Source organism: Streptomyces sp. NPDC005803 (genome assembly GCF_040630435.1).
GTDB lineage: Bacteria > Actinomycetota > Actinomycetes > Streptomycetales > Streptomycetaceae > Streptomyces.
Window position 1 is genome coordinate 1 of the sequence record NZ_JBEXXO010000003.1, and the last position, 23996, is coordinate 23996.

At 71.6% G+C, this 23996-nt stretch carries 25 protein-coding genes and 1 tRNA gene; 7 read left to right on the plus strand and 19 right to left on the minus strand.

The window, feature by feature from the left end; all coding sequences use genetic code 11:
- Positions 1-170 precede the first annotated feature (170 nt).
- Both ABZ454_RS05365 and ABZ454_RS05370 read right to left on the minus strand, forming a co-directional pair.
- On the minus strand, positions 171-1016 hold the full coding sequence (locus tag ABZ454_RS05365) for a MurR/RpiR family transcriptional regulator (protein WP_359536187.1): 846 nt from the start codon (positions 1014-1016) through the stop codon (positions 171-173).
- 100 nt (positions 1017-1116) lie between these two features.
- Complete coding sequence (locus ABZ454_RS05370) at positions 1117-1563, minus strand: MarR family transcriptional regulator (RefSeq protein ID WP_359536188.1); 447 nt, start codon at positions 1561-1563, stop codon at positions 1117-1119.
- Positions 1564-1622: 59 nt separating this feature from the next.
- On the opposite strand from ABZ454_RS05370, the gene ABZ454_RS05375 reads away from it, so the two are divergent.
- Positions 1623-2006 carry a hypothetical protein gene (locus ABZ454_RS05375; protein WP_359536189.1) on the plus strand — a complete coding sequence of 128 codons (384 nt, stop codon included), beginning with the start codon at positions 1623-1625 and terminating at the stop codon, positions 2004-2006.
- 176 nt (positions 2007-2182) lie between these two features.
- Positions 2183-2611 (plus strand): hypothetical protein, encoded by a 429-nt coding sequence (locus ABZ454_RS05380; RefSeq protein WP_359536190.1) that lies wholly within the window; start codon positions 2183-2185, stop codon positions 2609-2611.
- Positions 2612-2622: 11 nt separating this feature from the next.
- Here ABZ454_RS05380 and ABZ454_RS05385 read toward each other — a convergent pair whose 3' ends face one another.
- Positions 2623-3384, minus strand: a complete 762-nt coding sequence (locus tag ABZ454_RS05385; protein ID WP_359536191.1) for an SDR family oxidoreductase — start codon at positions 3382-3384, stop codon at positions 2623-2625.
- A gap of 149 nt (positions 3385-3533) precedes the next feature.
- Here ABZ454_RS05385 and ABZ454_RS05390 point away from each other — a divergent pair, with 149 nt between their 5' ends.
- Positions 3534-4403, plus strand: coding sequence for a helix-turn-helix transcriptional regulator (locus ABZ454_RS05390; RefSeq protein ID WP_359536192.1), 870 nt, complete (start codon positions 3534-3536; stop codon positions 4401-4403).
- Between the two features lie 293 nt (positions 4404-4696).
- Here the strand turns inward: ABZ454_RS05390 and ABZ454_RS05395 are convergent, their stop codons facing one another.
- A complete protein-coding gene (locus tag ABZ454_RS05395; RefSeq protein WP_356319979.1) occupies positions 4697-6109 on the minus strand; it encodes a cystathionine beta-synthase in 1413 nt (470 codons plus the stop codon).
- 201 nt (positions 6110-6310) lie between these two features.
- On the opposite strand from ABZ454_RS05395, the gene ABZ454_RS05400 reads away from it, so the two are divergent.
- The 3 genes from ABZ454_RS05400 (at position 6311) to ABZ454_RS05410 (ending at position 10064) form a co-directional block, all read left to right on the plus strand.
- A complete protein-coding gene (locus tag ABZ454_RS05400) occupies positions 6311-7384 on the plus strand; it encodes an SGNH/GDSL hydrolase family protein (protein WP_359536437.1) in 1074 nt (357 codons plus the stop codon).
- 241 nt (positions 7385-7625) lie between these two features.
- Complete coding sequence (locus ABZ454_RS05405) at positions 7626-8846, plus strand: acetyl-CoA C-acetyltransferase (RefSeq protein ID WP_359536193.1); 1221 nt, start codon at positions 7626-7628, stop codon at positions 8844-8846.
- 363 nt (positions 8847-9209) lie between these two features.
- Positions 9210-10064, plus strand: coding sequence for a hypothetical protein (locus tag ABZ454_RS05410; protein WP_359536194.1), 855 nt, complete (start codon positions 9210-9212; stop codon positions 10062-10064).
- Positions 10065-10147: 83 nt separating this feature from the next.
- Here ABZ454_RS05410 and ABZ454_RS05415 read toward each other — a convergent pair whose 3' ends face one another.
- Entirely contained in the window at positions 10148-10465 is a 318-nt protein-coding gene (locus ABZ454_RS05415; RefSeq protein ID WP_359536195.1) for a hypothetical protein, read from the minus strand.
- A 102-nt stretch (positions 10466-10567) separates the two neighbouring features.
- On the opposite strand from ABZ454_RS05415, the gene ABZ454_RS05420 reads away from it, so the two are divergent.
- Entirely contained in the window at positions 10568-10795 is a 228-nt protein-coding gene (locus ABZ454_RS05420; protein ID WP_356319971.1) for a DUF4287 domain-containing protein, read from the plus strand.
- A 113-nt stretch (positions 10796-10908) separates the two neighbouring features.
- Here ABZ454_RS05420 and ABZ454_RS05425 read toward each other — a convergent pair whose 3' ends face one another.
- The 14 genes from ABZ454_RS05425 to ABZ454_RS05490 all read right to left on the minus strand — a co-directional run bounded on the left by ABZ454_RS05425 (position 10909) and on the right by ABZ454_RS05490 (position 23888).
- Positions 10909-11796: a Bax inhibitor-1/YccA family protein gene (locus tag ABZ454_RS05425; RefSeq protein WP_359536196.1), complete on the minus strand. Its 888-nt coding sequence runs from the start codon at positions 11794-11796 to the stop codon at positions 10909-10911.
- 221 nt (positions 11797-12017) lie between these two features.
- Entirely contained in the window at positions 12018-12698 is a 681-nt protein-coding gene (locus ABZ454_RS05430) for a DinB family protein (RefSeq protein ID WP_359536197.1), read from the minus strand.
- A gap of 168 nt (positions 12699-12866) precedes the next feature.
- Complete coding sequence (locus tag ABZ454_RS05435; protein ID WP_359536198.1) at positions 12867-13346, minus strand: GNAT family N-acetyltransferase; 480 nt, start codon at positions 13344-13346, stop codon at positions 12867-12869.
- A gap of 112 nt (positions 13347-13458) precedes the next feature.
- Positions 13459-13830, minus strand: a complete 372-nt coding sequence (locus ABZ454_RS05440; RefSeq protein WP_359536438.1) for a DUF4259 domain-containing protein — start codon at positions 13828-13830, stop codon at positions 13459-13461.
- 81 nt (positions 13831-13911) lie between these two features.
- Positions 13912-14325: a DUF3592 domain-containing protein gene (locus ABZ454_RS05445; protein WP_356326014.1), complete on the minus strand. Its 414-nt coding sequence runs from the start codon at positions 14323-14325 to the stop codon at positions 13912-13914.
- 9 nt (positions 14326-14334) lie between these two features.
- Positions 14335-14784, minus strand: a complete 450-nt coding sequence (locus ABZ454_RS05450) for a hypothetical protein (protein WP_356326011.1) — start codon at positions 14782-14784, stop codon at positions 14335-14337.
- A 35-nt stretch (positions 14785-14819) separates the two neighbouring features.
- Positions 14820-15410, minus strand: a complete 591-nt coding sequence (locus ABZ454_RS05455) for a hypothetical protein (protein WP_359536199.1) — start codon at positions 15408-15410, stop codon at positions 14820-14822.
- A gap of 26 nt (positions 15411-15436) precedes the next feature.
- Entirely contained in the window at positions 15437-17020 is a 1584-nt protein-coding gene (locus ABZ454_RS05460) for a hypothetical protein (protein ID WP_359536200.1), read from the minus strand.
- A 343-nt stretch (positions 17021-17363) separates the two neighbouring features.
- Positions 17364-17449: transfer RNA gene (locus ABZ454_RS05465), tRNA-Leu, on the minus strand.
- A gap of 248 nt (positions 17450-17697) precedes the next feature.
- Positions 17698-20106 (minus strand): glycoside hydrolase family 2 TIM barrel-domain containing protein, encoded by a 2409-nt coding sequence (locus ABZ454_RS05470; RefSeq protein ID WP_359536201.1) that lies wholly within the window; start codon positions 20104-20106, stop codon positions 17698-17700.
- Positions 20103-21011: an ATP-binding cassette domain-containing protein gene (locus ABZ454_RS05475; protein ID WP_359536202.1), complete on the minus strand. Its 909-nt coding sequence runs from the start codon at positions 21009-21011 to the stop codon at positions 20103-20105. Before ABZ454_RS05475 ends, ABZ454_RS05470 begins: the two co-directional genes overlap by 4 nt.
- On the minus strand, positions 20996-21937 hold the full coding sequence (locus ABZ454_RS05480) for an ABC transporter ATP-binding protein (RefSeq protein WP_359536203.1): 942 nt from the start codon (positions 21935-21937) through the stop codon (positions 20996-20998). The genes ABZ454_RS05475 and ABZ454_RS05480 overlap by 16 nt, the downstream gene beginning before the upstream one ends.
- Before the next feature lie 44 nt (positions 21938-21981).
- Positions 21982-22896, minus strand: a complete 915-nt coding sequence (locus ABZ454_RS05485; protein ID WP_359536204.1) for an ABC transporter permease — start codon at positions 22894-22896, stop codon at positions 21982-21984.
- Entirely contained in the window at positions 22893-23888 is a 996-nt protein-coding gene (locus ABZ454_RS05490) for an ABC transporter permease (RefSeq protein WP_359536205.1), read from the minus strand. Before ABZ454_RS05490 ends, ABZ454_RS05485 begins: the two co-directional genes overlap by 4 nt.
- Between the last annotated feature and the right edge of the window lie 108 nt (positions 23889-23996).

The following is a 23996-nucleotide window of genomic DNA, read 5'->3' on the forward strand; positions in this document are numbered from 1 at the left end:
GGTGCACACGCCATTTTTGAGGAGTCTGCCCGGAGGGCCCCCACCCCCACCCACCAAGCAGAAGCGCCCCGCAGGGGACCCCGCGGGGAACCCGCACAAATCCAGCCCGTCCGGCGATTGAGGACGGAACCCCGCACCACAGCACCCCGCACCCCGCAGGGGCCCCGCGCTCACTCGACGAACAGACCCCGCGCCGCCGCCCGCGCGTCGAACTCCTCCAGCCTGGCCTGCGCGTCGGGCAGGTGGTCGCACATGGCCTCCAGCAGCACCCGCCCGAGCAGCATCGGCGCGCAGGCGGTGTCGAAGGCGAGCCCCGTCCCGACGGCCGCCGGGATCAGCAGGTCGCTGTGCGCGGCCACCGGGGCGAAGGCGGAGTCCGCGACGGAGACCACGGTCAGCCCCTGGGCGCGCGCGTAGGCGAGGGCGTCCACGACCTCGCGGGGGTGGCGCGGCAGCGCGAAGCAGATCAGCGCGCCCGCCCCGGCCCGCCGGGCCGCGTCGATGCGGTCGTGCAGCATGCTGCCGCCCTCGTCGAGCACCCGGACGTCGGGGTGCACCTTGGCGGCGAAGTAGCCGAAGCCGCGCGCCTGGGAGGACGCGGCGCGCAGCCCGAGCACGAGCAGGGGCCGGGAGGCGGCGAGGAGCCGGCCGGCCCGCTCGACGGGTCCGGGGTCGGCGAGCAGTCCGGCGAGATGGCGCAGATTCTCGATCTCGCCGAGCACGGCCTGCTGGTACTCGTTGTGCGTGTCCTCCTCGCCGCCCGTGACGGGTCCGCCCGGGGCCACTTCGCGCAGGTGCTTGCGCAGCGCGGGATAGCCGTCGAATCCGAGGGCGACCGCGAAGCGGGTGACGGAGGGCTGGCTGACACCGGCCAGTTCGGCGAGTTCGACGCTGGAGAGGAACGGGGCGTCGCCGGCCCTGCGCACCATCGAGTGCGCGATGCGCCGCTGGGTGGGCGTGAGCCTGCGTCCCTCGAACAGCTGCTGCAACCGCGCGGCCGGGCTGTTCCCGCTCATCCTGTCCCCTCGGTAGACCGTTCGCGCCGAGACCCGGCACCGACGGATTCATTCAGCCAGCAAGGCGTCTGCATGTCCATATGCAAACGCTTCCGGCGGACTATCCGGGCAGGCCGGCCCTCGCCGCCAGCACGTCCAGGGCCTCGCGCAGGGCCGCGCGGGGCGCGTCGTCGAGTCCGGCCGTCAGCTCCTCGTCGATGGCGTGCGCCGCCGAGGTGCACAGGGCGAGCAGTTCCCTGCCCCGGGCGGTGAGCGTGAGGACCTGCCGGCGCCGGTCGCCGGGGTCGCGCTCACGGCCGACCGCACCGAGCTCTTCCAGGTGATCGGCGAGACCGACCACCAGGCTGGGCGTCACTCCCATGGTGCGGGCGATCTCCTGCTGCGAGGCCGCGGCGCCGCTGGCCAGCAGCGCCATCAGCCCGGCGTGCTTGGGCCTCAGCCCGTGGACGGCGATCCGCTCGGCGAAGAGGTCGGCGGTGATCGAGCCGAGCATGCCGAGCCGGAAGGCCAGGGTGCCGGTCAGCTTGTCCTGCTTGACATCCTTCACGCTCCGCACCATATCATCGGCCAATCATTCATTGATTTAATGATTCACGAGGTGACGGAATGCGACGCATGGTGCTCGGTCTCAACGCGGCTGTCGCCGCCGCTTCGGCCGCCGCGGCCGTCGTCGGGGTGCTGCACCCCACGCTCGTCCTGCCGGCCGGCATCGAGCCGACGGCCGGACTGCGGATGTACGCCCAGGCGTACGCGGTCCGCGCCGTCCCGCTGGCCGCCGCGCTGGTGTACCTGCTGCGCGGTGAGCGGAGCGCGCTCGTACCGGTCCTCGCCGTGGCCGGGGTCGCGCAGCTCGGTGACGTGTACATCGGCCTCGACCAGGGGATCGCCGGCATGGCCGTCGGCGGGACGCTCTCGGCGGGCGTCCACCTCACCTCCGCCTGGTGGCTGGCCCGCCGGCCCGGCACCCGTGTGCTCAAGGGCCTCGCCTGACCGGCCGGTGACACCGGCTCAGCCGACGGGCCCGCCCTGGGGACCGGGTGCCACGGCCCGCTCGGCGGGACCGGAATGTCGCGGGCTTCCTTCTGTGCCCTTCTGTGCCCGTCCCCGCCGAAAACAGGGGGGTTAGCCCCACTGACCCGGCCGCCCCCGGTGCGTACCGTGGGGCCATGGACGCACCCGACACCGAGCTCAACAAGGAACTCAAGGCGACCCTGCAGGCCCGCAGCGAGCTGGGGGCCGAGTACGAGACCGCGCTCGTCGAGTCATTTCTGGAGAAGGTCGAGCAGCGGCTGGACGGCACGCTCGACCGCAGGGTCCGACGACATCTCGCGGAGCAGCAGATCGTCGTGGCCCGGGGCTCGCGCCCTCCGGAGCAGCCGCTGGGGCACTTCGGTGAGCGGTTCGGGTTCGGGATCATCTCGATGGTCCTGGCGATCCCGCTGTCCGCCATCGGGGTCGCGAACGCGGGGATCAAGGGCCTCGTCGTGGCCTGGTTCGGCATCGTCGGCGTCAACGCCTTCCAGGCCGCCCACGGCGGGCGGCTGTTCAGGCGCCGGGAGAACGAGCGGCGGACGGCGTCCGACTGGGAGGACTGAGCCGTCCGGGCCTAGGCCTGACGGGTCGGCAGGACGACCACGTGGCGCAGGTTGATGTGGCGCGCCCGGCTGGTCGTGTAGGCGATCAGGTCGGCGATCTCGTCACTGGCGAGCCCGCCGAGCGCCTCGAACATGCCGTCGAGCTGGCCGCTGAGCTCCGCGTTGTCGACGTGTCCGGCCAGCTCGGAGTCGGTGAGGCCGGGCTCGATGTTCGTCACGCGGACGTCGCGCGGGCCGAGTTCGGTGCGCAGCGAGGCCGACAGGTAGGTGAGCGCGGCCTTCGTGGCCCCGTACACCGCGTAGTTGGGGAACGTGACGTGCGCGCCGATCGACGAGATGTTGACCAGGTCGGCCGTGCGGCCCTCGGCCGCGGCGGCCACCAGGTCGCCGGTGAAGGCCCGGATGACGCGCAGGGCCCCGGCCACATTGGTGTCGAGCATCCGCTGCCACTCGTCGGCCCGGCCCGCGTCCACGGGGTTGGGCAGCATCACCCCGGCCGCGTTGACCACCAGGTCCACCCGGCCGAACTCCGCGTGCACCCGCTCGGCGGCGGCGTCCACGGACGCCTGGTCGGTGACGTCGGTGGCCACGGCGAGGGCCTGGCCGCCCGCGGCGATGATCTCGGCGGCGAGCTTCTCCAGCCGCTCCGCGCGGCGGGCCAGCAGCGCCACCCTGGCTCCCTGGGCGGCGAGCAGCCGGGCGGTCGCGTTCCCCATGCCGCTGGCGGCTCCGGTGATGACGGCGGTGCGGCCTGCGAGCGTCGCGTACGACATGTCCGTACTCCTTGAGGTGATGCCGCCAGGGCGTTTCCCCGGCCTGGCCCCCACTCTGCGACGGCGCGCGGCGGCCACCCAGGGATGCGTCTTTCCTGGGTCCGGCAGTACCAGGCTGGAAATCGGCCGGGTCTTCTACGATCAGCCGCATGGACGGCGACCTCGGAGACTTCCTCCGCTCACGACGTGCCCGCATCCAGCCCGAGGACGTGGGGCTGAACTCGTACGGCCGCCGGCGCGTCCCCGGGCTCAGGCGCGAGGAGGTCGCCCAGCTGGCCGGGGTGAGCGTCGACTACTACATCCGGCTGGAGCAGGGGCGGGGTCCCAGCGTCTCGGACGCGGTGCTCGACGCGATAGCCCGGGTGCTCCGGCTGGACGCGACGGAGCACGCCTACCTGCGCACGGTGGCGCGCCCCGCGCCGCGTACGGCGACGCGGCCCGCCGCGCAGCGGGTGCGGCCGGGGCTGCGGCTGCTCCTGGACTCGCTCGACCGGACGCCCGCCTTCCTCCTCGGCCGCCGGATGGACGTACTGGCGTGGAACGCGCTGGGGGACGCGGTCGTCGGCTTCTCCCGCATGGCCGCCGCAGAGCGGAACATGCCGCGGCAGACGTTCCTGGAACCGGCGGCGCGCGAGCTGTACCCGGACTGGCCCGCCGTGGCGGCGGAGACGGTCGCGTATCTGCGACTGGACGCGGGGCTCCACCCCGATGACCGGCAGCTCGCCACCCTGGTCGGCGAACTGTCCCTGAAGAGCGAGGACTTCCGCCGGCTCTGGGCGGACCACCAGGTGAAGGCGAAGACGTACGGCGTCAAGCGGATCGACCACCCCGTCGTGGGCGGGCTGACGCTGCCGTACGAGACGCTCGGCGTGCCCGGCGACCCCGATCAGTCGCTGGTGGTCTACACCCCGGAGCCCGGCTCGCGGACGGCGGAGCGCATCGCCCTGCTGGCGAGCTGGGCGGCCGCGCCGCACGCGCAGGACGGGGACGAGGAAGGGGCGCGCGGTCTGCGCGCATAGAGGTGTGTCGCGGGGACCGCCGCACCCCCGGTTTCCCAGGGGGCGGGACGACGGCGGTCCCCGCGAAGGACACGGGTCCGGGTCAGGGCCGGTCCCCGCGTCCGGGCGACGGTGGAGGTCCGGGAGCCGCTCCGTAGTCCGTGTCGCCGTAGGGGTGCCGGCGGGTTTCCCTGCCGGCACCCATCAATCTGCCCGAGCCGTGTTAAGCCGGTGCTGCGGGTACGTGTCGCGCTCGTACCGTTTTCGCGAAGCCCGCGCCGCGGCCGGCCGGCGCGACCCGTGCCGCGGCCGGCCTACGGCTGGGCGGGGGCGGCCCCCGCGTCCTTGGCGAGGAACGCCAGCAGGTCCTGCCGGCTGACCACGCCCTTCGGCTTGCCCTCCACCAGCACGATCGCCGCGTCCGCCGCGCCCGTGCCGCCGAGCACCGCCATCAGGTCCTCGACCGGTTCACCGGAGCCGACCTGCGGCAGCGGCGACGACATGTGCTTCTCCAGCGGGTCGGAGAGCGAGGCGCGCTGGGCGAAGAGGGCGTTCAGCAGCTCCCGCTCGACGACCGATCCGATGACCTCGGCGGCCATGACGTCCGGGTGGCCCGCGCCGGGCTTCACGATCGGCATCTGCGAGACGCCGTACTCGCGCAGGACGTCGATCGCCTCGCCGACGGTCTCCTCGGGGTGCATGTGGACGAGCGTCGGGATCGGGCCGTCCTTGTAGTCGAGGACGTCACCGACGCGGGCGGACGGGCCGGTGTCCTCCAGGAAGCCGTAGTCCGCCATCCACTCGTCGTTGAAGATCTTGCTCAGGTAGCCGCGGCCGCTGTCCGGCAGCAGGACGACGACGACGTCCTCGGGCCCGAGCCGCTTCGCGACCTCCAGGGCGCCGACGACCGCCATGCCGCAGGAACCCCCGACCAGCAACCCCTCCTCCTTGGCGAGCCGGCGGGTCATCTGGAAGGAGTCCTTGTCGGACACGGCGACGATCTCGTCGGTGACCGTCCGGTCGTACGCCGACGGCCAGAAGTCCTCACCGACGCCCTCGACCAGATACGGCCGTCCGGAGCCGCCGGAGTAGACCGAGCCCTCCGGGTCCGCGCCGACGACCTTGACGGCGCCGCCGCTGACTTCCTTCAGGTAGCGGCCGGTGCCGCTGATCGTGCCGCCGGTACCGACCCCCGCCACGAAGTGGGTGATCTTCCCGTCCGTCTGCTCCCACAGTTCGGGACCGGTGGTCTCGTAGTGCGAGCGCGGGTTGTTCGGGTTGGAGTACTGGTCGGGCTTCCAGGCTCCCGGCGTCTCCCGGACCAGCCGGTCGGAGACGTTGTAGTACGAGTCCGGGTGTTCGGGGTCGACCGCCGTCGGGCAGACGACGACCTCGGCACCGTAGGCGCGCAGCACGTTGATCTTGTCCGTGGACACCTTGTCCGGGCAGACGAAGATGCACTTGTAGCCCTTCTGCTGCGCGACGATCGCGAGGCCGACGCCCGTGTTGCCGCTCGTCGGCTCGACGATCGTGCCTCCGGGCTTCAGCTCGCCGCTCTGTTCGGCGGCCTCGATCATGCGCAGGGCGATCCGGTCCTTGACCGATCCGCCGGGGTTGAAGTACTCGACCTTGGCCAGGACCGTCGCCTGGATGCCGGCCGTGACACTGCGCAGCCTCACCAGCGGGGTATTGCCTACGAGACTGATCATCGAATCGTGGAATTGCACCGTGTACTCCGGGGTCTCCGAGATGGTGCCGCAAGAGTATGCGTACGGGCACGAGATTGGGCGAAGCGATTGAACGACGGTCACTTGGGGGCAGTTAGCTCTGTGGACGGCGGTGACGACTTCACGGCCGCGATGCCACGGGCGGTCGCGGTGAGGCCGTAAGGCGACGAGGAGGTGGACCGGACTGTGTCGAGGGCGAGGGTGGCACGGCGGATCGCGGCGGGCGCGGCCTACGGCGGTGGCAGCGTCGGGCTGCTGGGCGCCGCGGCGGTAGGCGTCCTGCTGGCGGAGGTCCAGCTGGCGAAGCGGCAGGTGGGAGGCGGTACCGCCCCGGTCCCGCCGAGTGCGGACGGGCGCTACGGGGTGGCGTTCGCCGGCCCGTCGGATCCGCTGCGGCTCGGGCTGCTCGGTGACTCCACGGCGGCCGGACAGGGGGTGCGCCGGGCCGGGCAGACCCCGGGGGCGCTGCTCGCCTCGGGGCTCGCGGCGGTGTCGGAGCGGCCGGTGGACCTGCGCAACGTCGCGCAGCCGGGCGCGCGGTCGGACGATCTGGAGCGGCAGGTCTCGCTGCTGCTCACGGACTCGTCCCGGGTTCCGGACGTCTGCGTGATCATGATCGGGGCGAACGACGTGACGCACCGGATGCCCGCGACCCAGTCGGTGCGCTGTCTGACGACGGCGGTGCGCAGACTGCGTACGGCGGGCGCCGAGGTCGTCGTGGGCACCTGCCCGGACCTGGGCACGATCGAGCCGGTCTACCAGCCGCTGCGGTGGCTGGCCCGGCGGGTGAGCCGGCAGCTGGCGGCGGCGCAGACGATCGGATCGGTCGAGCAGGGCGGGCGCACGGTGTCGCTGGGCGACCTGCTGGGCCCGGAGTTCGAGGCGAACCCGCGGGAGCTGTTCGGCCCGGACAACTACCACCCGTCGGCGGAGGGCTACGCGACGGCGGCGATGGCGGTCCTGCCGACCCTCTGCGCGGTGCTCGGGCTGTGGCCGGAGACCGACCGTCTGGACGGGGCCCGGCGCGAGGACATGCTGCCGGTGGCCAAGGCGGCCTCCCAGGCGGCCAGGGAGGCCGGTACGGAGGTCACCGGGGCCCGGGCCCCCTGGGCGCTCCTCAAGCACCGCAGGCGGCGGCGCCTGCCCGCGGCCACGGAGCCGCACCCGCACCCGCATCCGCATGCGCATCCGGAGCCGCACGGGGAGCCGGGCGGCTCGACACGCGTGGAGCGGCACCCGGGCACCGGCACGGACACCTCCTCCCGGCCCGCCTGAGGACGTGGCGCGTCCTCGGCGACGGCGAACCGGCCGGTCGCCGAGGACGCCGTACGGTTCCCGCGACGGCGAACCGGCCGGTCGCCGCAAGCGCCGTACGGCCCCCGCCGGCAGCGGACTGAGCGGTTGCTTAGAAAAGAGGCCCGCATCACACGCCCCGTCGGGTGACCTCAGCAGTACGTCCGGGTAACTTCCAGAGCAGTCCTGCCAGACAGCCTTCCAGCCCTCATGGAGCCGCGTGATGCCCGAAGCCGTGATCGTCTCTGCTGCCCGTTCGCCCATCGGCCGGGCCTTCAAGGGTTCGCTGAAGGACCTGCGCGCGGACGACCTGACCGCCACGATCATCCAGACCGCCCTCGCCAAGGTCCCCGAGCTGGACCCGAAGGACATCGACGACCTGATGCTCGGCTGCGGTCTCCCCGGGGGCGAGCAGGGCAACAACCTGGGCCGCATCATCGCCGTGCAGATGGGGATGGACCACCTTCCCGGCTGTACGGTCACGCGCTACTGCTCGTCCTCCCTGCAGACCAGCCGCATGGCGCTGCACGCCATCAAGGCCGGGGAGGGCGACGTCTTCATCTCCGCCGGTGTCGAGATGGTGTCGCGCTTCGCGAAGGGCAACTCCGACAGCCTGCCGGACACCCGCAACCCGCTCTTCGCCGACGCCGAGGCCCGCACCGCGGCCCGCGCCGAGGAGTCCGGTGCGAGCTGGCACGACCCGCGCGAGGACGGCCTGGTCCCGGACGCGTACATCGCGATGGGGCAGACCGCGGAGAACCTGGCCCGGATCAAGGGCGTCACCCGTCAGGACATGGACGAGTTCGGCGTACGGTCGCAGAACCTCGCCGAGGAAGCCCTGAAGAACGGCTTCTGGGAGCGTGAGATCACCCCGGTGACGACCCCGGACGGCACGGTGGTCTCCAAGGACGACGGGCCGCGTGCGGGCGTCACCCTGGAGGGCGTGCAGGGCCTGAAGCCGGTCTTCCGCCCCGACGGTCTGGTCACCGCGGCCAACTGCTGCCCCCTCAACGACGGCGCCGCCGCCCTCGTGATCATGTCCGACACCAAGGCGCGCGAGCTGGGCCTGACCCCGCTGGCCCGGATCGTGTCCACCGGCGTCTCCGGCCTCTCGCCCGAGATCATGGGCTACGGACCGGTCGAGGCGAGCAAGCAGGCGCTGAAGCGCGCCGGTCTGACGATCGACGACATCGACCTGGCCGAGATCAACGAGGCGTTCGCCGCCCAGGTGATCCCCTCCTACCGCGACCTGGGTCTGCCGTTGGACAAGGTCAACGTCAACGGCGGCGCCATCGCCGTCGGCCACCCCTTCGGCATGACCGGCGCGCGGATCACCGGCACGCTGATCAACAGCCTGCAGTTCCACGACAAGCAGTTCGGTCTGGAGACCATGTGCGTGGGCGGCGGCCAGGGCATGGCGATGGTGATCGAGCGGCTGAGCTGAGCCGGGCGGTCGCGGGGCCGGACCGGCGCGAACGCCCCTACGGGTCACGGCTTTTCGTGACCCTCCGGATCCACCGGGTCACCGGTCACCGGCGTCCGCCGGGCGCACGCCGCCTTCCAGGCCCTGCGGCCGGATGAGGTGGCCGGTTCCGAGCCCCGACCGTGACCGAATCTCCCCCAGGATGTGACCTATCTCCTGGGGGAGACTCATTCCCGCAGGTCACACGTGCACCAGGGGAAGGCCCCGGGCCCAAAGACCTGTCCAATTCGTGACGTAATGCACTGACACAGGGTGCCGGTGGGGGACAAGCTGATGTAGGAAGTCGGGGGATCGATTGAAACCGGGAGTATGTCAGTGAGCGCCATGCCTCTTGCCTTGTTGCTGACCACCGCCGCTGCCACGGCCGTGGGCGCTGCCGCTCTGCACGCCGCTCACGGGCTGCGTCAGCAGGTAGCCGCCCTGCGGAGGGAGCTGGCCGACGACCGCGCCCTCAGTGCCGCTGTACCCGCTCAGAGCCGTAACGACGCCACACCTGCCGCGGAAATACGCGCGGCCGTCGCCGAGGCGCTGGCCGAGGAGCGGGAGCGGGAGCTCGCGGAGGCCCGGGCCTTCTGGGCCACGCAGGAGGCACGTGACGCCGCGGACGCCCCGTCCCTGCTGGGCGGCCTGGCCGGGCTCGGCGAGGACGCGCCGTTCTTCATGCCGCGCCAGAGCGACTTCGCCGGGCTGGAGTCCATGGACCTCGACGCCACCGAGGCGTTCGAGGAACTGACGGAACTGGCCGAGCTGACGGAGCTGGCCGACATGGCCGAACTTCCGGAGACGGCCGAGTTCGCCGAGGACTCCCCCGAGCTCGCGGCGGCGCGCCGCCGTCACCCCTCGCACCCGGACTTCGTGCCGGTGCAGACGCCCGTCGTCACCGACCACGAGCGCACGGTGAACCGCCTGGAGGAGCTGGCCGACAGCCGGACGGAACTGTCCGACGTGCGCCCCGGCCCGCTCGGCACACTCGACGTGTACGTCTTCGCCGACGGCACCACGCTCTGTATGACCCCCGGCCACCGCGAGACGGCCGAGCAGCTGGCCGCGTCGCTGCGGGCCGGCGAGCACCCCGTGCTCCTGGGCGGATCCGGCGTCTCCGGCGCGTACGCGCTGACCTTCTCGTGCGGCAAGGAGAACGTCTACATACTGGCCGACCGCGTCATCGCGAGCTTCTAGCCCGCGGACCGGTCTCCGGCCCCACCCCGGGGCACCGCGCCTCCCCTTGCCCCAGGACAGCGCGGACTTCCCGCGCGTACCGGCTAAGCGAACGCCCGCGCGGCCGCTTCCTCGACGAACCGCACGGCCTCGTCCAGCTCCACGGACGGGGCCATTTCCAGTGCCACGGCCAGGTCCCGCCCCGCGACGGCGAGCTGGTCGCCGATGGCGAAGATCCCGGCGTCCGGCATGAGCCGCGGCTCCCTGCCCGGCGCCTCGGCGCGTTGGGCCCGCACCGCGAGTTCCCTGGCCGCGGCCAGGCCCTCAGCCGCCGCTCCCCGCTGCAGTCTGCTCTGCGGGGCGGCGCGCAGCCGGTCGGCGAATCGGTCCACGGCGGTGATCAGAGGCGTCGTATCGAGCACTCCGCGACCCTACGCGCCCCGCCCGGATGGTTGCCAACGGCCCGATGCTCGGGCACGGTGTCGGGAAGGACCAGCAACGCGCACAACGCGTCGGAGGCGCCGATGTCCCAAGTCTTCTCCGAAGAGACCCATCGCAACCTGCTCTCCAGAATCCCGCACTGCACCGGTCGTGAGATCTCCGACTGGCTCCGCACCGTCGAGGACGGCCCCGCTCTCCGCTTCGAGGAGAAGGTCAGCTGGCTGCGGAGCGAGCACGACCTCGCCTACGGACACGCGAAGGCACTCATCCACGAGTACGACCTGAGAAGAGCGGCCCGCAAACTGCTCTGAGCAGCCCCTGCCCCGTCCTCGCGGGCAGGCCCGTTCGCGTCTCGCGCGACGGGAACGGCCCGCAGGCTCCTCGTCGGAGCCTGCGGGCCGTTTCACGTATCCGTCGTCGGGGACTAGTCGTCGCCGCTGAGGATGGAGAGCAGGCGCAGCATCTCCAGGTAGATCCACACCAGGGTCATGGTGAGGCCGAAGGCCGCCAGCCAGGACTCCTCGCGCGGAGCGCCGTACGCGATGCCGTCCTCGACCTGCTTGAAGTCCAGCGCCAGGAAGCACGCGCCGAGGACGATGCCGACGACACCGAAGAGGATGCCGAGGCCGCCGCTGCGGAAGCCCAGACCGTCACCGCCGCCGAACACGGCGAACAGCAGGTTGACCACCATCAGGAGCATGAAGCCCATGGCGGCGGCCATCACGAAGCCGTAGAACCGGCGGGTGACGCGGATCCAGCGCATCTTGTACGCGAGCAGGACACCGGCGAAGACACACATGGTGCCCATCACCGCCTGCATCACGACGCCCGGCCCGATGTACGTGCTGACCGCGCTGGAGATGACTCCGAGGAACACACCCTCGAAGGCCGCGTACGCGATGATCAGCGCGGGAACGGGCGTGCGCTTGAACGACTGGACGAGCGACAGCACGAAGGCGATCAGCGCTGCGCCGATCGCGATGCCGTACGACTTGCCCAGGTTGGCCTCGTCGACGGGCAGCAGGGCCCAGGCGAGCGCGGCGCCGAGCACGACCGTGCCCAGCGTGGTCGCCGTGCGGGTGACGACGTCGTCGATCGTCATCGCACCGGAGCGCGCCGGCGCCTGCGGGGCGCCGTACTGGGTGTCCTGCTGGGCGTAGGGGTTGGTCGCGTACGGGTTCGGGGCGGTGCCCTGCGCGTACGGGTTGGCACCCGCTGCGGGGGCCCCGGCCTGCGGCGCCGCGTTGAAGCCCGCGTAACCGTTGTCGCGGCTGAAGCCCCGTCGCGAGAAGACCGGGTTGCTGCTCCTCATCTCACTCCTCCATGGCCACCCAGCGTGGCCTTCCCATAAGAGTAATGGCTAGGCAAAACAATCTCCCTAGTGCCAGGGGAGGATCTTTCCCGCCACGGTCCATCCTGCGGGCCCGGGGGCGGAACGCCACCACGCGCCGCATCTGCGTCTGCCCTCGTGGGGCCGCGCCACGCCCTGCCGGCCCCCGCGCGGGAGGACACGCACGTCTGCGCGGGAGTGCCTCAGCGGCCGCCCGCCGCGGCGCCGTCGGCGTCCTCCCCCGGGAGGCCCGGCTCGTTCTCCTCCTCGGCGGTCGGACGTGGCCCCTGTGCCGCCGACGCCTCCCGGGCCACGCGCTCCAGCCGGGCCCGGTGGCTCTCCCACCACGCGGAGTCGCCGGGGGCCATGTTGCGCCCCTTCTCCCGCTGCCCGGTGGCACCGTCGACCAGTTCCCGGACGACGTCGGCGTGCCCGGCGTGGCGCTGCGTCTCGGCGACCATGTGGACGAGGACCCGGTGGAGCGTGAGCTCCCTGCCCTCGCCCCCGGGGAGCAGACCGGTCGCGTCGAGGTCCAGTTCCTCGATCGTCGCGTCGGAGTGGGCCCACACCCGGCGGTAGCACGCGAGGGTCTCCTCGCGCGTCTCGTCGGCCGTCGCCCACAGATCCGCGTTCGGCTCGGCGTCACCGGCGATCCAGAGCGCGGGCGCGTCCACGGGCCGTGCGAAGACCTCACCGAAGTAGAAGGCCTCGGCCCCGCTGACGTGCTTGACGAGGCCCAGCAGATTGGTGCCGGTGGCGGTCATGGGCCGCCGGATGTCGTACTCCGACAGTCCCTCCAGCTTCCACAGGAAGGCGTCGCGGGCGTCCTGCAGGTACACGTGCAGGTCCTTCTTGAGGGCGGTCTCCCAGCCTGCTCCAGTCATGACGTCACTCTGCCGTGCGCCCCATCCGCGCCCAAGCGCTTTTTCGTGGACGGGCGGCCGCCACAGAGCGAGCGGGCCGCCCCTGGTGCGGCCGCACGTGGCACGCGGGCGGGGTCGAGCCGGCCGACGCGGCTGCTGTCCCCCTCTCCCGCTTGCCTGACCCGGAGATCAGCCACCGGTTGTGGCGTCGGGGCGTCGCTCCATGAGGAGGTGCCCGCCGTCGGCCTGCACCTGCCGGAAGCCGGCCTTCTCCCACGCGCGCACCGCACGGGCGTTGCCCGCCGCCGGGTCGACGGTCACGCGCCGCCAGCCGAGGTGCGTGACGAGCGCGCACGCGGCATCCGGCCCCAGTCCCCGGCCCCGCGCCTGCGGCGTCAGCACCAGGTCGATGCCCCCCTCGTCCGCCGCGGCGTGCCAGTACTGCGCGTACCCCACCGGCCGGCCCTCCGCCCGCACGACGTACGACCCCACCCGTGGCCGGCGCCGCCCCACGTACTTCTCGGCCACCACCTCACGCGTGAGCCGCACCCCGCCCCAGTGCTCGACGAACGCCGGGGTGGCGAACCACGCGGCGAGCAGGTCCAGGTCCGCGTCGGTCGTCGGGACCAGACGGGTCAGCGGCCCGTCGATGGTGAGGTCATCAGTCATCCGTCGCTTCCCCGCTCGCGGCCTGTCATGGGGACGGCCTCGGCTGCTCGTACGCGTACACGCGCGGCCGTCCGCGCCGGTCGTCCGCAGGCCGTCGCGCGGCCGGCTGCCGCTATCCCGCCGTCGCCGACGCCTCGGCCAGGCGCTCGAACGTCCCGTTGAGCACCGCCCTGCGTTCGGCCTTGTACACGGGCTCCGGCTCCAGGCCGTCGATCGTCGCCTCCCACACCGCCAGGAACGTCTTCTGCCACGACCGGATCACCTCGGGCGACGGAAGGGTCACGCCCACCCAGCCCTGCCGGGCCAGGACGAGCAGCAGTTCCAGGTTGCAGGGGACGGTCACGCCCCCGTACTCGTCCGGTTCGATCCCCACCGGATCGCCGGTCATGGCCTCCGTCACCTCGGTCACCAGCCGGCCGGCCAGCTCCGAGAGATGGTCCGCCGCCGTGTCGCTGTCGAAGTTGCCCGCGCCCCACGTGCCCACTGTGCCGCCTCCGCGCTGTGCGTCGTCGTCGCTTCCTCCCGTCATCACAGCAGGGGGCACTGACAACCGGCGGACAGCCGGTCAGTCGAACAGCGTCTCCGGGAAGTCGGTGAGGAACACCAGCAGCACCAGACCCATCAGGAGCAGGGAGGCGGCCCCCTCCGTCAGCGCGGCGCGCGGGCTGCCGGCCAGGGTGGCCGTCCGGTGCGGGTCGGCGGGGTCGTAGCGGACCGTGACCCGCGCGCCCTCGTGGAACCGCTTGTTCCCGCCGTTCCGGAACTCGACCCACTGCCCGTCCTGCGCGGTGAACGCGAAGACGTGCCAGGACCGCCGGTCGCCCGACGAGCCCGTCGCCGTGTCGCGCTCGTACACCCGGACGCAGCGCGCCGGCGCGGACACGCCCGAGCGTGCGCCGCGCAGTTGCCGGACGGTCCGGCCGAGGGATCTGAGCGCCACCAGCGCGACCACACCGGTGATGACGAGCGACGTGTCCATGGAGTCCTTCTAACCGTTGCGCAGCCTGTCGACGAGGAAACCCACCGCACAGCCAACCACCAGGACCACCGACTGCACCAGGAACGTGAGGACGGTGAGGTCGCTCCCCTGGGAGAGGAAGACGACCAGTTGCAGGGCGACGGCCGGGGTGAACGCGGCGACGCAGTGCCGCACCCGCGACTCCCGCGACACGCCTCGGTGCACGGCCGCGGCGGCCCAGACACCCAGCGCGACGCAGACCGCGGACGGCAGGTGCAGCAGCAGGACGGTGCGGAGCGGTGAGTCCATGGTGGAGACGTCATCGCCCGTGATGACGTCCCAGACCAGCACGGCGAGGGCCAGTTGCGTCACCAGGGTCACCACGATGCCCGCGGCCCACGGCAGCATGAGGTTCATCAGCCGCGGCCGGTCGTGGACGGGGGCGGGGGCGTACCCGCGGTGTGCGTCGTATCGGGACATGCGGCTGCCTCTTCGTCGTCGCCCGCGTGCGGGCGTTACTTGACCTGGATGCTGTCGACGATCTTCGTCCGGTCCTCGTCGCTGAGCTTGCCCTTCTGGGCGTCGATGCGGACGGAGTAGATCGTTCCCTCGGAGTCGACGCCCGTGATGACCACGCCGTCGACCGTCGCGCCCTTCGGGGGCGACTGCGGCACACCCGTACCGGTGTAGGTGAAGTCGATGCGCTTGGCATCCTTCGCACCCTTGATGTCCGCGTCCTTCGTGCTCTTCACCTCGGTGGTCGCCATGAGGAGCGCCCGGCCCACCGAGGCCGCGTCGTCCCCGGTCGAGGCGTTGGCGAAGCCGCTCTGGATGGACACCTTCACGGTCGGCCGGTCCCCCTCGCTCCGCAGGGCGGCGGCGTCGTTGAGCTTGCCGCGCTCCGCCTTGCTCTGCTCGGTGAGACCGGCCGGGTAGGCGAGCGACACGGTGGGACCCGCGAGCTTCTTCCAGCCGCTGGGGGTGGCGGGCGCGGCCTGGTCCGAGCCGTCCTCGCCGCCGCACGCGGCGAGCATCAGACCGGCGGTGAGGGCGGCGGTGGTGACGGCGACAGCCCGCACCGTCCGCCGGACGGAAAGCTTGGTCATGATCACGTCTCCCTTGTCCCTGTGGATCATTTGGCACAGTAGCTGTACGGGAAGAACGCCCGCTGGCCTCCGGAGGGAGCCCCCAGGAATTCGGCCTTCGTCAGGTTCTTCTCCGACTCGGAGGTGGTGTAGGCGCCGTTGATGCCGGCGATCTCCAGGTTGATGTCGAGACCGATCTCGTCGGACGAGGAGGAGCCGTCGTACTCCTGCTTGCTGACCTGGCCGTGATTGAACGCGTAGTGGCCGAACGGGTCGCCCGTACCGGGGTCCTTGGTCGGCACCGGCGTCCCGGTGAAGAGGTAGGTGAAGGCGCTGTTCATCCCCTGGCCGGAGAACAGCTGGGCCTTGATGGCGTCGGACTCGGCCTTGGACATGTTCTTGTCGTCCAGGGGGACGGTGGTGGTGATGACCTGGGTGGTCGTCCCGCCGCCCTTCGTGTTGCCGTTGACGTCGCCCTTGAGACCGGCGTTGGCCTCGGCCTTGCCCTCCAGGGTCCGCGTCATCGTGATGCTCTTCACCTTGCCGGTCTTGCTGTCGACCGTGACGGTGATGGCGCCCGCCGCCGAACCCGCGGCCTCCGCGCCCGCCTTCGCCGGACCGGCCTCGCCCTTCGCGTACGCGCCGCCGGTGGCCTTGGCCTGGTAGGTGTACGCGTCGGTGTTGTTGATGTGGTTCTGCGTCAGGGTGACTTCCTGGGCCTCGGAGATCTTGAGGCCCGCCTCGATGGTGGCTCCGGGCTTAGGAGCCGGCGTGGTCGTGCCGTCCGGGTTGGTCGTGTCGGGGGCGTTCATGCCCGCGCCGAACTGGAAACCGGCCTGGGCGGCGACCTCGAGGCTGATCTTCTGCGTGGTGATGTGCTTGTTGCCGAGCCTGTCCTCGATGTTCTGCTTGAGGCGGCTCTCCTTGGCCTTCGGCCCCTTGCCGAACCAGCTGGCGATCTCGGTGGAGCCGCCCACGATCGGACTGAGGTTGGACAGCTTGTTCAGCCGGCTGAGCTTCTTGTACTCCTCGAGGTCCTTGCGGAACTGGTCGGCTTCCTCCTGGCTGTCGAAGACCCAGGTGTCGCCCGTGGTGACGGTGAGGCCGGCGCCGAGCTCGACCTTGTCCTTGCCGACGTCACCGATCTTGATGCGGGCCTTGGGCTTCTCCGTGCCCTTGATCGAGCCGGCGTCCGTGAAGGTGAGCGAGACCTGCTCGTCGTGCTCGTCGATCTTGCCGTCCTTGTTGACGTCCGTCTTCGCCTTGGTCGTCGTCTCCTCGAAACCGAATTCGCCGCCGAACTCGACACCGAGCGTCTCGAACGACACCCCGAACTTGCCGCCCTGCGTTCCGGCCTTGGTCACCGTGGCACAGGTGAGGGGCTCGAACTCGGCGTTGGGATCACCGCCCGCCTCGCCGCCCTTGCCGCCGCCGCACCCGGCGCTGCCGCCCCCGACCGACGAGACGAGGCACTGGATCCGGTTGCTGATGGACCCGCCGAGGCCGGCCACCGCCATCCCGCCGATGAGGGCCACGACGACCAGAATCGTGCCAAGGTACTCGAACGCGGTAGCTCCCCGGTCACCCCATCTGCTGCTGGGTATGGTCTCCCGATACCTCGTCCGCGGCATGGCTTGTCCTCCCCGTATGGCCTGAGGCCAGGGAGGCTACGAGAGGTGCGCCTGGTGCCACACGGGCCCGTGGGCCCAATTCCGGTCCCAATTCGAAAACGCGGTCGGCCGGGGGTGGCACCGCCCGGGGCCCACCGGGCCCAGCCCGGGACGGGCCCACCACGAGGACGGAGCTTGTCCGGCCCGCCGCACGGGAGGGCGGCAGGCGTCGGCGCGCGGCCGGCCGGCCCACGGGTGCCTCTCCGCCTGCTCGCACCCGCGACCGGCGGCCACTCGGCAGGTCGCCGGCGGCCGTTCCACCCGTACGTCGCTTCATTTCCCCGTGCGCGTCCGTGCGCGCATGTGGTGCCCGGAACCGGACTCGAACCGGTACGCCCCCGAGGGGCAGCGAGGTTTAAGCTCGCCGTGTCTGCATTCCACCATCCGGGCTTGGCGCGCGGCTCCGCGTTGGCACATGACCCTATCCGGGGGCTCCCCCCGAGCAGACGGACAGTGGCTCGATGTTGTCCTATTTTATTGATCTCTTGAGGGTCCGTCAGCACAGGCGGACGGCATAGTCACACGCCTGGGCGGGATGGCGGGCGCGGCGGCCCCGTATCCGAATTGACGGAAAGTCGCCGCACCCACACAGCCGATTCGCCAGGCGCGCGCCACCGATCGCCAGGGGCGCGCCACCCCTACCGGGCGATGGTGTCGTTCACGCAGCGCAGGACCGGGCGGGCGCCCAGGGCGTCCGGGTCCGGCAGGACCGCGCCTGTGATCATGAACACCTTGCTCTCCCCGGGCAGCAGCGTGACGAGCATGTCGTCCACCTCGGCCGCCGGGTCCAGCCGGTCGGGGAAGAGCGCGAGGTCCCGCACGAGGGTGCGGGCCGTCACCTCGACGCGGTAGCCGGGCGCATCGCCCCCGTTCTCCGTCACCGTGACGTCGTACCGGGCCGGTTCCAGCGCGAGGCGGGTGTCCTCCTCGTAGAACTCGACGGCCCGGGTGTCTCCGAGGCGGGCGACCAGGAGTTCGCGGGTCCGGTCGGCCGGTTCGGCCACCGAGGGCGGCAGCGGGACCCGGGAGACCGAGCGCGCGGCCGTGCTCACCACCATCTCCTCCTCGGCCAGCACCGTCCCGTCCAGACCGTGCCGGGCCAGGAGGAGGGTGCCGGTCCAGGGCGTGGGGGCGTCGTTGACGAGGTGCACGGCACCGTCGCGTACGGCGATCAGGCGGTCGGCGTACACGGCCCGCAGGGCGTACCAGAGGGGCTTGCGGCGGCCGTCGCCGTCGACGGCCGACCAGGAGACGACCGGCCAGCAGTCGTTGAGCTGCCACACGATCGTGCCCATGCAGTACGGGGTGTGGGAGCGGAAGTGGCGGATGCCGAACGCCACGGCGCGGGCCTGGTTGAGCTGGGTGAGCCAGTGCCAGTCGTCGAAGTCCGCGCCCGGCTGCGGGAGGTGGTCGCCCAGGCCCCGGAGCAGTTTGGCGTTGCCGTCCTCGGCCTTCTGGTGGTGGGCCAGGAGCGGGGCGTCGGGGGTCAGCGGGCCGCTGACGGCGCGGCGCAGGGTGGCGTACGCGGGCGGGCCCTGGAAGCCGAACTCGGCGACGAAGCGCGGCACCCGGTCCGCGTAGGCGCGGTAGTCGGCCCGGTTCCACACGTCCCAGACGTGGATGGTGCCGCGTGCCGGGTCCTGCGGGTGGGCGTCCGGGGTGCCGGAGTAGGGCGAGCCCGGCCAGTACGGGCGGGTCGGGTCGGTCTCGGCGACGATCGCGGGCAGCAGCTCGTGGTAGTAGCCGTACCCCCAGGTGCGGTCGCCGAGCTCCTTCTGCCAGCCCCAGTCGGCGTGGCCCTCCAGGTTCTCGTTGTTGCCGCACCACAGGACCAGGGAGGGGTGCGGGGCGAGGCGGGTGACGTTCTGACGGGCCTCGGCCGCCACCTCGTCCCACAGCGGCTGCTCCTCCGGGTAGGCGGCGCAGGCGAACGGGAAGTCCTGCCAGACCAGGAGCCCCTTCTCGTCGGCCAGCTCGTAGAAGTCGTCGCTCTCGTACAGGCCGCCGCCCCAGACCCTGACCAGGTTGACGCCCGCGGCGACCGCCTGGTCGAGGCGGTCGGAGATGCGCTGCCGGGTGAGGCGGGTGGGGAAGCAGTCCTCGGGGATCCAGTTGACGCCCCGTACGAAGACGGGCTCGCCGTTGACGACGAAGCGGAACGCCTCGCGCTCCAGCGTGACGCCGCGGAAGCCGGTCCTGCCCTGCCAGACCTCCTCGCCGAGCCGGACGCTGACGTCGTACAGGGGCTGCTCGCCGTGGCTGTGCGGCCACCACGGCGCGGCGCCCGGGACGGACAGGGTGGTGGTGGCGCGGTCCTCACCGGCGGGGACGGTGAAGGAGGCTCGCTCCCCCGCGGCCTCCACCACCGCTTCGAGGGCCTGCCCGCCCGACCGGTCGACGTCGAGCCTGACGGTGAGGCGCGGCGTCCCCGCGTCGTCGAGGTCGGGCAGCAGCGTCACCGAGGCGATCCGCGGCCCGCTCCACGTCTCCAGGGCGACCGGCCGCCAGATGCCGGAGGTCACCAGCGTCGGCCCCCAGTCCCAGCCGAAGTTGCAGGCCATCTTGCGGATGAAGGCGTACGGCTCCGCATAGGCGCCGGGCCGGTCGCCGAGCCGCTCGCGCAGCGCCTCGGCGTAGGTGTACGGGGCGGTGAACCGTACGTCGAGGGTGTTGGCCCCCTCCGCCAGGACCGCGCGGACGGGGAAGCGGTGGCTGCGGTGCTGGTCGGCGCTCCGGCCCACCTCGATGCCGTTGAGCAGGACCGTGGCGACGGTGTCGAGGCCGTCGAAGCACAGGTCGGCGTGGTCGTGCCCGTCCGGCGTCCAGTCGAACGTGGTCCGGTACGTCCAGTCGGTGCGGCCGATCCAGCCGAGCCGGTTCTCGTTGTCGTCCAGGTACGGGTCGTCGATCAGCCCCGCCGCGAGCAGGTCGGTGTGGACACAGCCGGGCACGGTGGCGGGCACGCCCCCTGTGGGGAGCCCCAGCGGCACGGGACCCTCGGCGGTGAGGGTCCAGCCGTCGTGCAGGGGCAGGTGGCGAAGGGTCACGCGGGGGTCCTTCCGCAGTCGGGGAGCTGGGCGCAGGCCACGAAGTGGTCCGGCTCGGTCTCGTACAGGTCGCTGTCGGGCGAGCCCGCCTCGTGGAAGGCGCAGCTCTCCAGCGGCTGCGGCGGGTCCCACGGGGTGTTGAGCCGGGGCACGGCGGCCAGCAGGGTGCGGGTGTAGGGGTGGAGCGGGTTGCCGAACACCTTCTGGGTGTCGCCGCGTTCGACGACCCGGCCGCGGCGCAGCACCACGGTCTTCTCCGCGAGGTAGGTGCCGAGTGCCAGGTCGTGGGTGATGTAGAGGACGCCGAGGCCGCGTTCCTTGAGGACGGCCAGGAGGTTGAGGACGTCGATGCGGGTGGAGGCGTCGAGCATGCTGGTGATCTCGTCGGCGACCAGGAAGCTGAGGTCGAGCAGCAGGGCGCGGGCGATCAGCAGGCGTTGCAGCTGGCCGCCGCTGAGCTGGTGCGGGTAGCGGCCGAGCACCTGGCCCGGGTCCAGGCGCACGTCGCGTACGGCCTTCTCCACGCGGTCGGACCAGTCCTTGTCGGAGACGCCCGGGTGGTAGGCGCGGCGGACGAGGGTGAAGACGCGGTCGGCCCGGAAGACCGGGTTGTAGCAGGAGAAGGGGTCCTGGAAGACGCCCTGGACGCGGCGGTAGAAGTCCTTGCCGGGGCGCACGGGACGGCCGTCCAGGGTGAGGCTGCCGGAGCTGACGCCGGTCAGGCCGAGGATCATCCGGCCGATGGTGGACTTCCCGCTGCCGCTCTCGCCGATGAGGGAGACGACTTCGCCGGGTGCGGCGGTGAACGACACCCGGTCCACCGCGGTGACGGAACCGCCGCCGAAGGCTCCGGCGCGGTAGGTCTTGGTGACGTGGTCGAGGGTCAGCATCAGGCCTTCCAGCACGCGACGGAGTGACGGGGGGCGATCTCGACGACCGGGGGTTCCTCGGCGCAGCCGTCGTCGGCGAGCGGGCAGCGGTCGCGGAAGCGGCAGCCGGCCGGGGGGTTCAGGAGGGAGGGAGGGGCGCCCGCGATGCCCTTGAGCGGCTTGTCGGCGTACCGGGCGCCGACCTCCGGGAGCGAGCCGAGCAGCAGTTTGGTGTACGGGTGGCGGGGCGCGGTCGTCAGGACCTTCGTGGGCGCCTTCTCGGCGAGCTTGCCCGCGTACATCACCATGATCGAGTCGGCGATGTGCGACGTGAGGCCGAGGTCGTGCGTCACGAAGATCATGCTGGTGACCAGGCCCTTGTCGCGCAGCCCGGTGAGCGCGCCGACGACGGCCCGCTGCGTGGAGACGTCCAGGGCCGAGGTGACCTCGTCGGCGATGAGGACGGCCGGGTCGAGGAGGGTGGAGATCACCATGACGGTGCGCTGTTTCATGCCGCCGGAGAGCTCGATCGGATAGCGGTTCAGGACGTCGTGGTCCAGGCCCACCAGGTCCAGGCGCCGGTGCAGTTCGGCGGTGTCCACGCTGACCCCGCGCGAGGCGAGGAGTTCGCGGATCATGCGTCCGATGCGGCGGGTCGGGTTGAGGGCGCTCATGGAGTACTGCGGTACGAGCGAGATCCGGTGGAAGCGGAAGGCGTTCATCGCCCGGTCGTCGGCGACGGGCACGTCGTCGCCGTCGAGGGTGACGGTGCCGCCCGCGTGCCGCATCCGGCCGTCGAGGCGGATGAGCGACTTGCCGAGCGTCGTCTTGCCGCAGCCGGACTCGCCGGCCAGGCCCAGGATCTCCCCGTCGGCCAGGTCGAAGGAGACGCCGTCCAGGGCCCGGACCTCGCCGCGCAGGGTGCGGTAGTGGACCCGGAGATCGGTCACGGTCAGGGTCATGTGCTCAGGCCTTCCCGAGATCGGTCACGGTCGGAAGTCATGTCTCAGGCCTCCCGGAGCTTCGGGTTGAAGACCTCGTCGAGGCCGACGTTGGCGACGTAGAGCGCGCCGACGATCGCGGTGATCCCGGCCCCTGGCGGGACGAACCACCACCACATGCCGAGTTGGAGCGCGCTCCACTGCTGGGCGCTCTGCAGCATCATCCCGAGCGAGACGCCCTCGGTGGGGCCGAGCCCGATGAAGTCGAGCGAGGAGGCGATCAGGACGGAGCCGCCGAAGAGCAGGATGAACATCATGAAGAGGTACGAGCTCATGTTGGGCGCGATCTCGCGGAAGACGATCCGCCAGGTGCCGCTGCCGCTGAGCCGGGCGAGGTCCACGAACTCCCGGGTGCGCAGCGAGAAGGTCTGCGCCCGGATCGCGCGCGCTGCCCAGGGCCAGGAGGTGAGGCCGATGAACAGGCCCTGCACCGGCACCGAGCGGACGCCGAGGTAGGCGTTGATGATCAGCAGGACGGCGAGGGCGGGCAGCACCAGGACCACGTTGGTGAGCATGTTGAGGATCTCGTCGACCGCTCCCCCGCGGTAGCCGGCGAGGAAGCCGACGAGCATGGCGATGACGGCGGCGATGGCCCCGCCGACGACACCGACGAGGAAGGTGGCGCGCAGCCCGTGCACGAACTGCGCGTACACGTCCTGGCCGAAGGTGGTGGTGCCCATCCAGTACGTGCCGTCGGGCGGCGCGGCCTGCGGGCCCACGTACTCGTTGGGGTCGGCGTTGTCGAGCAGCGGCGGGCCGATGATGCCGACGATCAGGAGCAGCACGACGACGGTGAACCCGATGATGAGCTTGGGGTTGCGCACGGCGTAGTGCAGCGTCTCCCGGCCTGGGGTGGCCGCGACGGCCGCGGGCCCCGCGACGGGGCCGGTGTCGGCGGCCGGTTCGGGCACGGTGCTCATGACTGGCCTCCTGCCATGCCGGTACGGGTCCGGGGGTCGACGACGACGTACACGACGTCGATGAGGAAGTTGGCGATCAGTACGCCGATGACGATGAAGAGGAACGCGCCCTGGAGCAGGAAGAAGTCCTGGTTCTGGATCGCGGCCAGGATCAGCGAGCCGAGCCCGGGATACGCGAACACGATCTCGGTGACGAGGGCGCCGGCCACCAGGACGCCCAGCTGGAGGGCGAGGCCGGTGATCTGCGGCAGGACGGCGTTGCGGAAGGCGTAGCGGCGGATGAGCCGCTGCGGTGCGCCGAGGGCCGACAGGTAGGACGAGTAGTCGGACTCCAGCTCGTAGATGATCATGTTGCGCATGCCGATGGCCCAGCCGCCGAGGGCGACCAGGAACAGCGAGAGGAACGGCAGCACCCAGTGCTGGAGCAGGTCGACGGCGAAGGCGGTGGACCAGTTCGGCTGGATGTCGAGGCTGTAGCCGCCGGAGAGCGGGAACCAGCCCGCCTTGGAGCCCAGCGCCCAGGCGAGGATGACGGCGATCCACATGTACGGCATCGCGGTCAGCAGGTAGCCCGCCGGCAGCACGGTGTTGTCGAGCACCTTGCGGCGGGCGGCCAGCGCCCCGGCCCAGTTGCCGACGAACCAGCTGAGCAGGACGGCCGGGATCATCAGCCCCAGCGTGTACGGGAGCGCGTCGAGCAGCACGTCGGCGACGGGCTTGGGGAACACCCAGATGGACAGCCCGAAGTCGCCCTGCAGCAGGGCGCCCCAGAAGTGCAGGTACTGCTGCCAGACGGGCTCGTCGAAGCCGAACAGGTTGTTGTAGTAGGCGCGCATGGCCTCGACGGCCTCGGGCTGCGAGACCCGCGCCCGGGCCACCATGGCGGCGACCGGGTCGCCCGGCATGAAGCGCGGGATCATCCAGTTCACGGTGACGGCGACGACGAAGGTCAGTGCGTAGATCAGAAGTTTGCGGGCGAAGTAGCGGCGCAAGGGGGCTCCCCGGAGAGAGCCCCGCCGTGCGGTCCGCGGTCAGGGCGGCGTGCGCACGGCGGGGCGGTCATGGAATCGAGAGCGGCCGGCGCGGGGCCGGCCGCTCCG

Excerpts from the sequence above, each read along its gene's own strand:
- ABZ454_RS05420 (WP_356319971.1), top strand. The coding sequence starts at position 10,568 with ATGTCCCAAGTCTTCTCCGAAGAGACCCATCGCAACCTGCTCTCCAGA.
- ABZ454_RS05460 (WP_359536200.1), bottom strand. The coding sequence starts at position 17,020 with ATGCCGCGGACGAGGTATCGGGAGACCATACCCAGCAGCAGATGGGGT.
- ABZ454_RS05480 (WP_359536203.1), bottom strand. The coding sequence starts at position 21,937 with ATGACCCTGACCGTGACCGATCTCCGGGTCCACTACCGCACCCTGCGC.
- ABZ454_RS05450 (WP_356326011.1), bottom strand. The coding sequence starts at position 14,784 with ATGTCCCGATACGACGCACACCGCGGGTACGCCCCCGCCCCCGTCCAC.
- ABZ454_RS05425 (WP_359536196.1), bottom strand. The coding sequence starts at position 11,796 with ATGAGGAGCAGCAACCCGGTCTTCTCGCGACGGGGCTTCAGCCGCGAC.
- ABZ454_RS05410 (WP_359536194.1), top strand. The coding sequence starts at position 9,210 with ATGCCTCTTGCCTTGTTGCTGACCACCGCCGCTGCCACGGCCGTGGGC.
- ABZ454_RS05455 (WP_359536199.1), bottom strand. The coding sequence starts at position 15,410 with ATGACCAAGCTTTCCGTCCGGCGGACGGTGCGGGCTGTCGCCGTCACC.
- ABZ454_RS05390 (WP_359536192.1), top strand. The coding sequence starts at position 3,534 with ATGGACGGCGACCTCGGAGACTTCCTCCGCTCACGACGTGCCCGCATC.
- ABZ454_RS05365 (WP_359536187.1), bottom strand. The coding sequence starts at position 1,016 with ATGAGCGGGAACAGCCCGGCCGCGCGGTTGCAGCAGCTGTTCGAGGGA.
- ABZ454_RS05380 (WP_359536190.1), top strand. The coding sequence starts at position 2,183 with ATGGACGCACCCGACACCGAGCTCAACAAGGAACTCAAGGCGACCCTG.
- ABZ454_RS05445 (WP_356326014.1), bottom strand. The coding sequence starts at position 14,325 with ATGGACACGTCGCTCGTCATCACCGGTGTGGTCGCGCTGGTGGCGCTC.
- ABZ454_RS05435 (WP_359536198.1), bottom strand. The coding sequence starts at position 13,346 with ATGACTGATGACCTCACCATCGACGGGCCGCTGACCCGTCTGGTCCCG.
- ABZ454_RS05405 (WP_359536193.1), top strand. The coding sequence starts at position 7,626 with ATGCCCGAAGCCGTGATCGTCTCTGCTGCCCGTTCGCCCATCGGCCGG.
- ABZ454_RS05485 (WP_359536204.1), bottom strand. The coding sequence starts at position 22,896 with ATGAGCACCGTGCCCGAACCGGCCGCCGACACCGGCCCCGTCGCGGGG.
- ABZ454_RS05430 (WP_359536197.1), bottom strand. The coding sequence starts at position 12,698 with ATGACTGGAGCAGGCTGGGAGACCGCCCTCAAGAAGGACCTGCACGTG.
- ABZ454_RS05385 (WP_359536191.1), bottom strand. The coding sequence starts at position 3,384 with ATGTCGTACGCGACGCTCGCAGGCCGCACCGCCGTCATCACCGGAGCC.
- ABZ454_RS05375 (WP_359536189.1), top strand. The coding sequence starts at position 1,623 with ATGCGACGCATGGTGCTCGGTCTCAACGCGGCTGTCGCCGCCGCTTCG.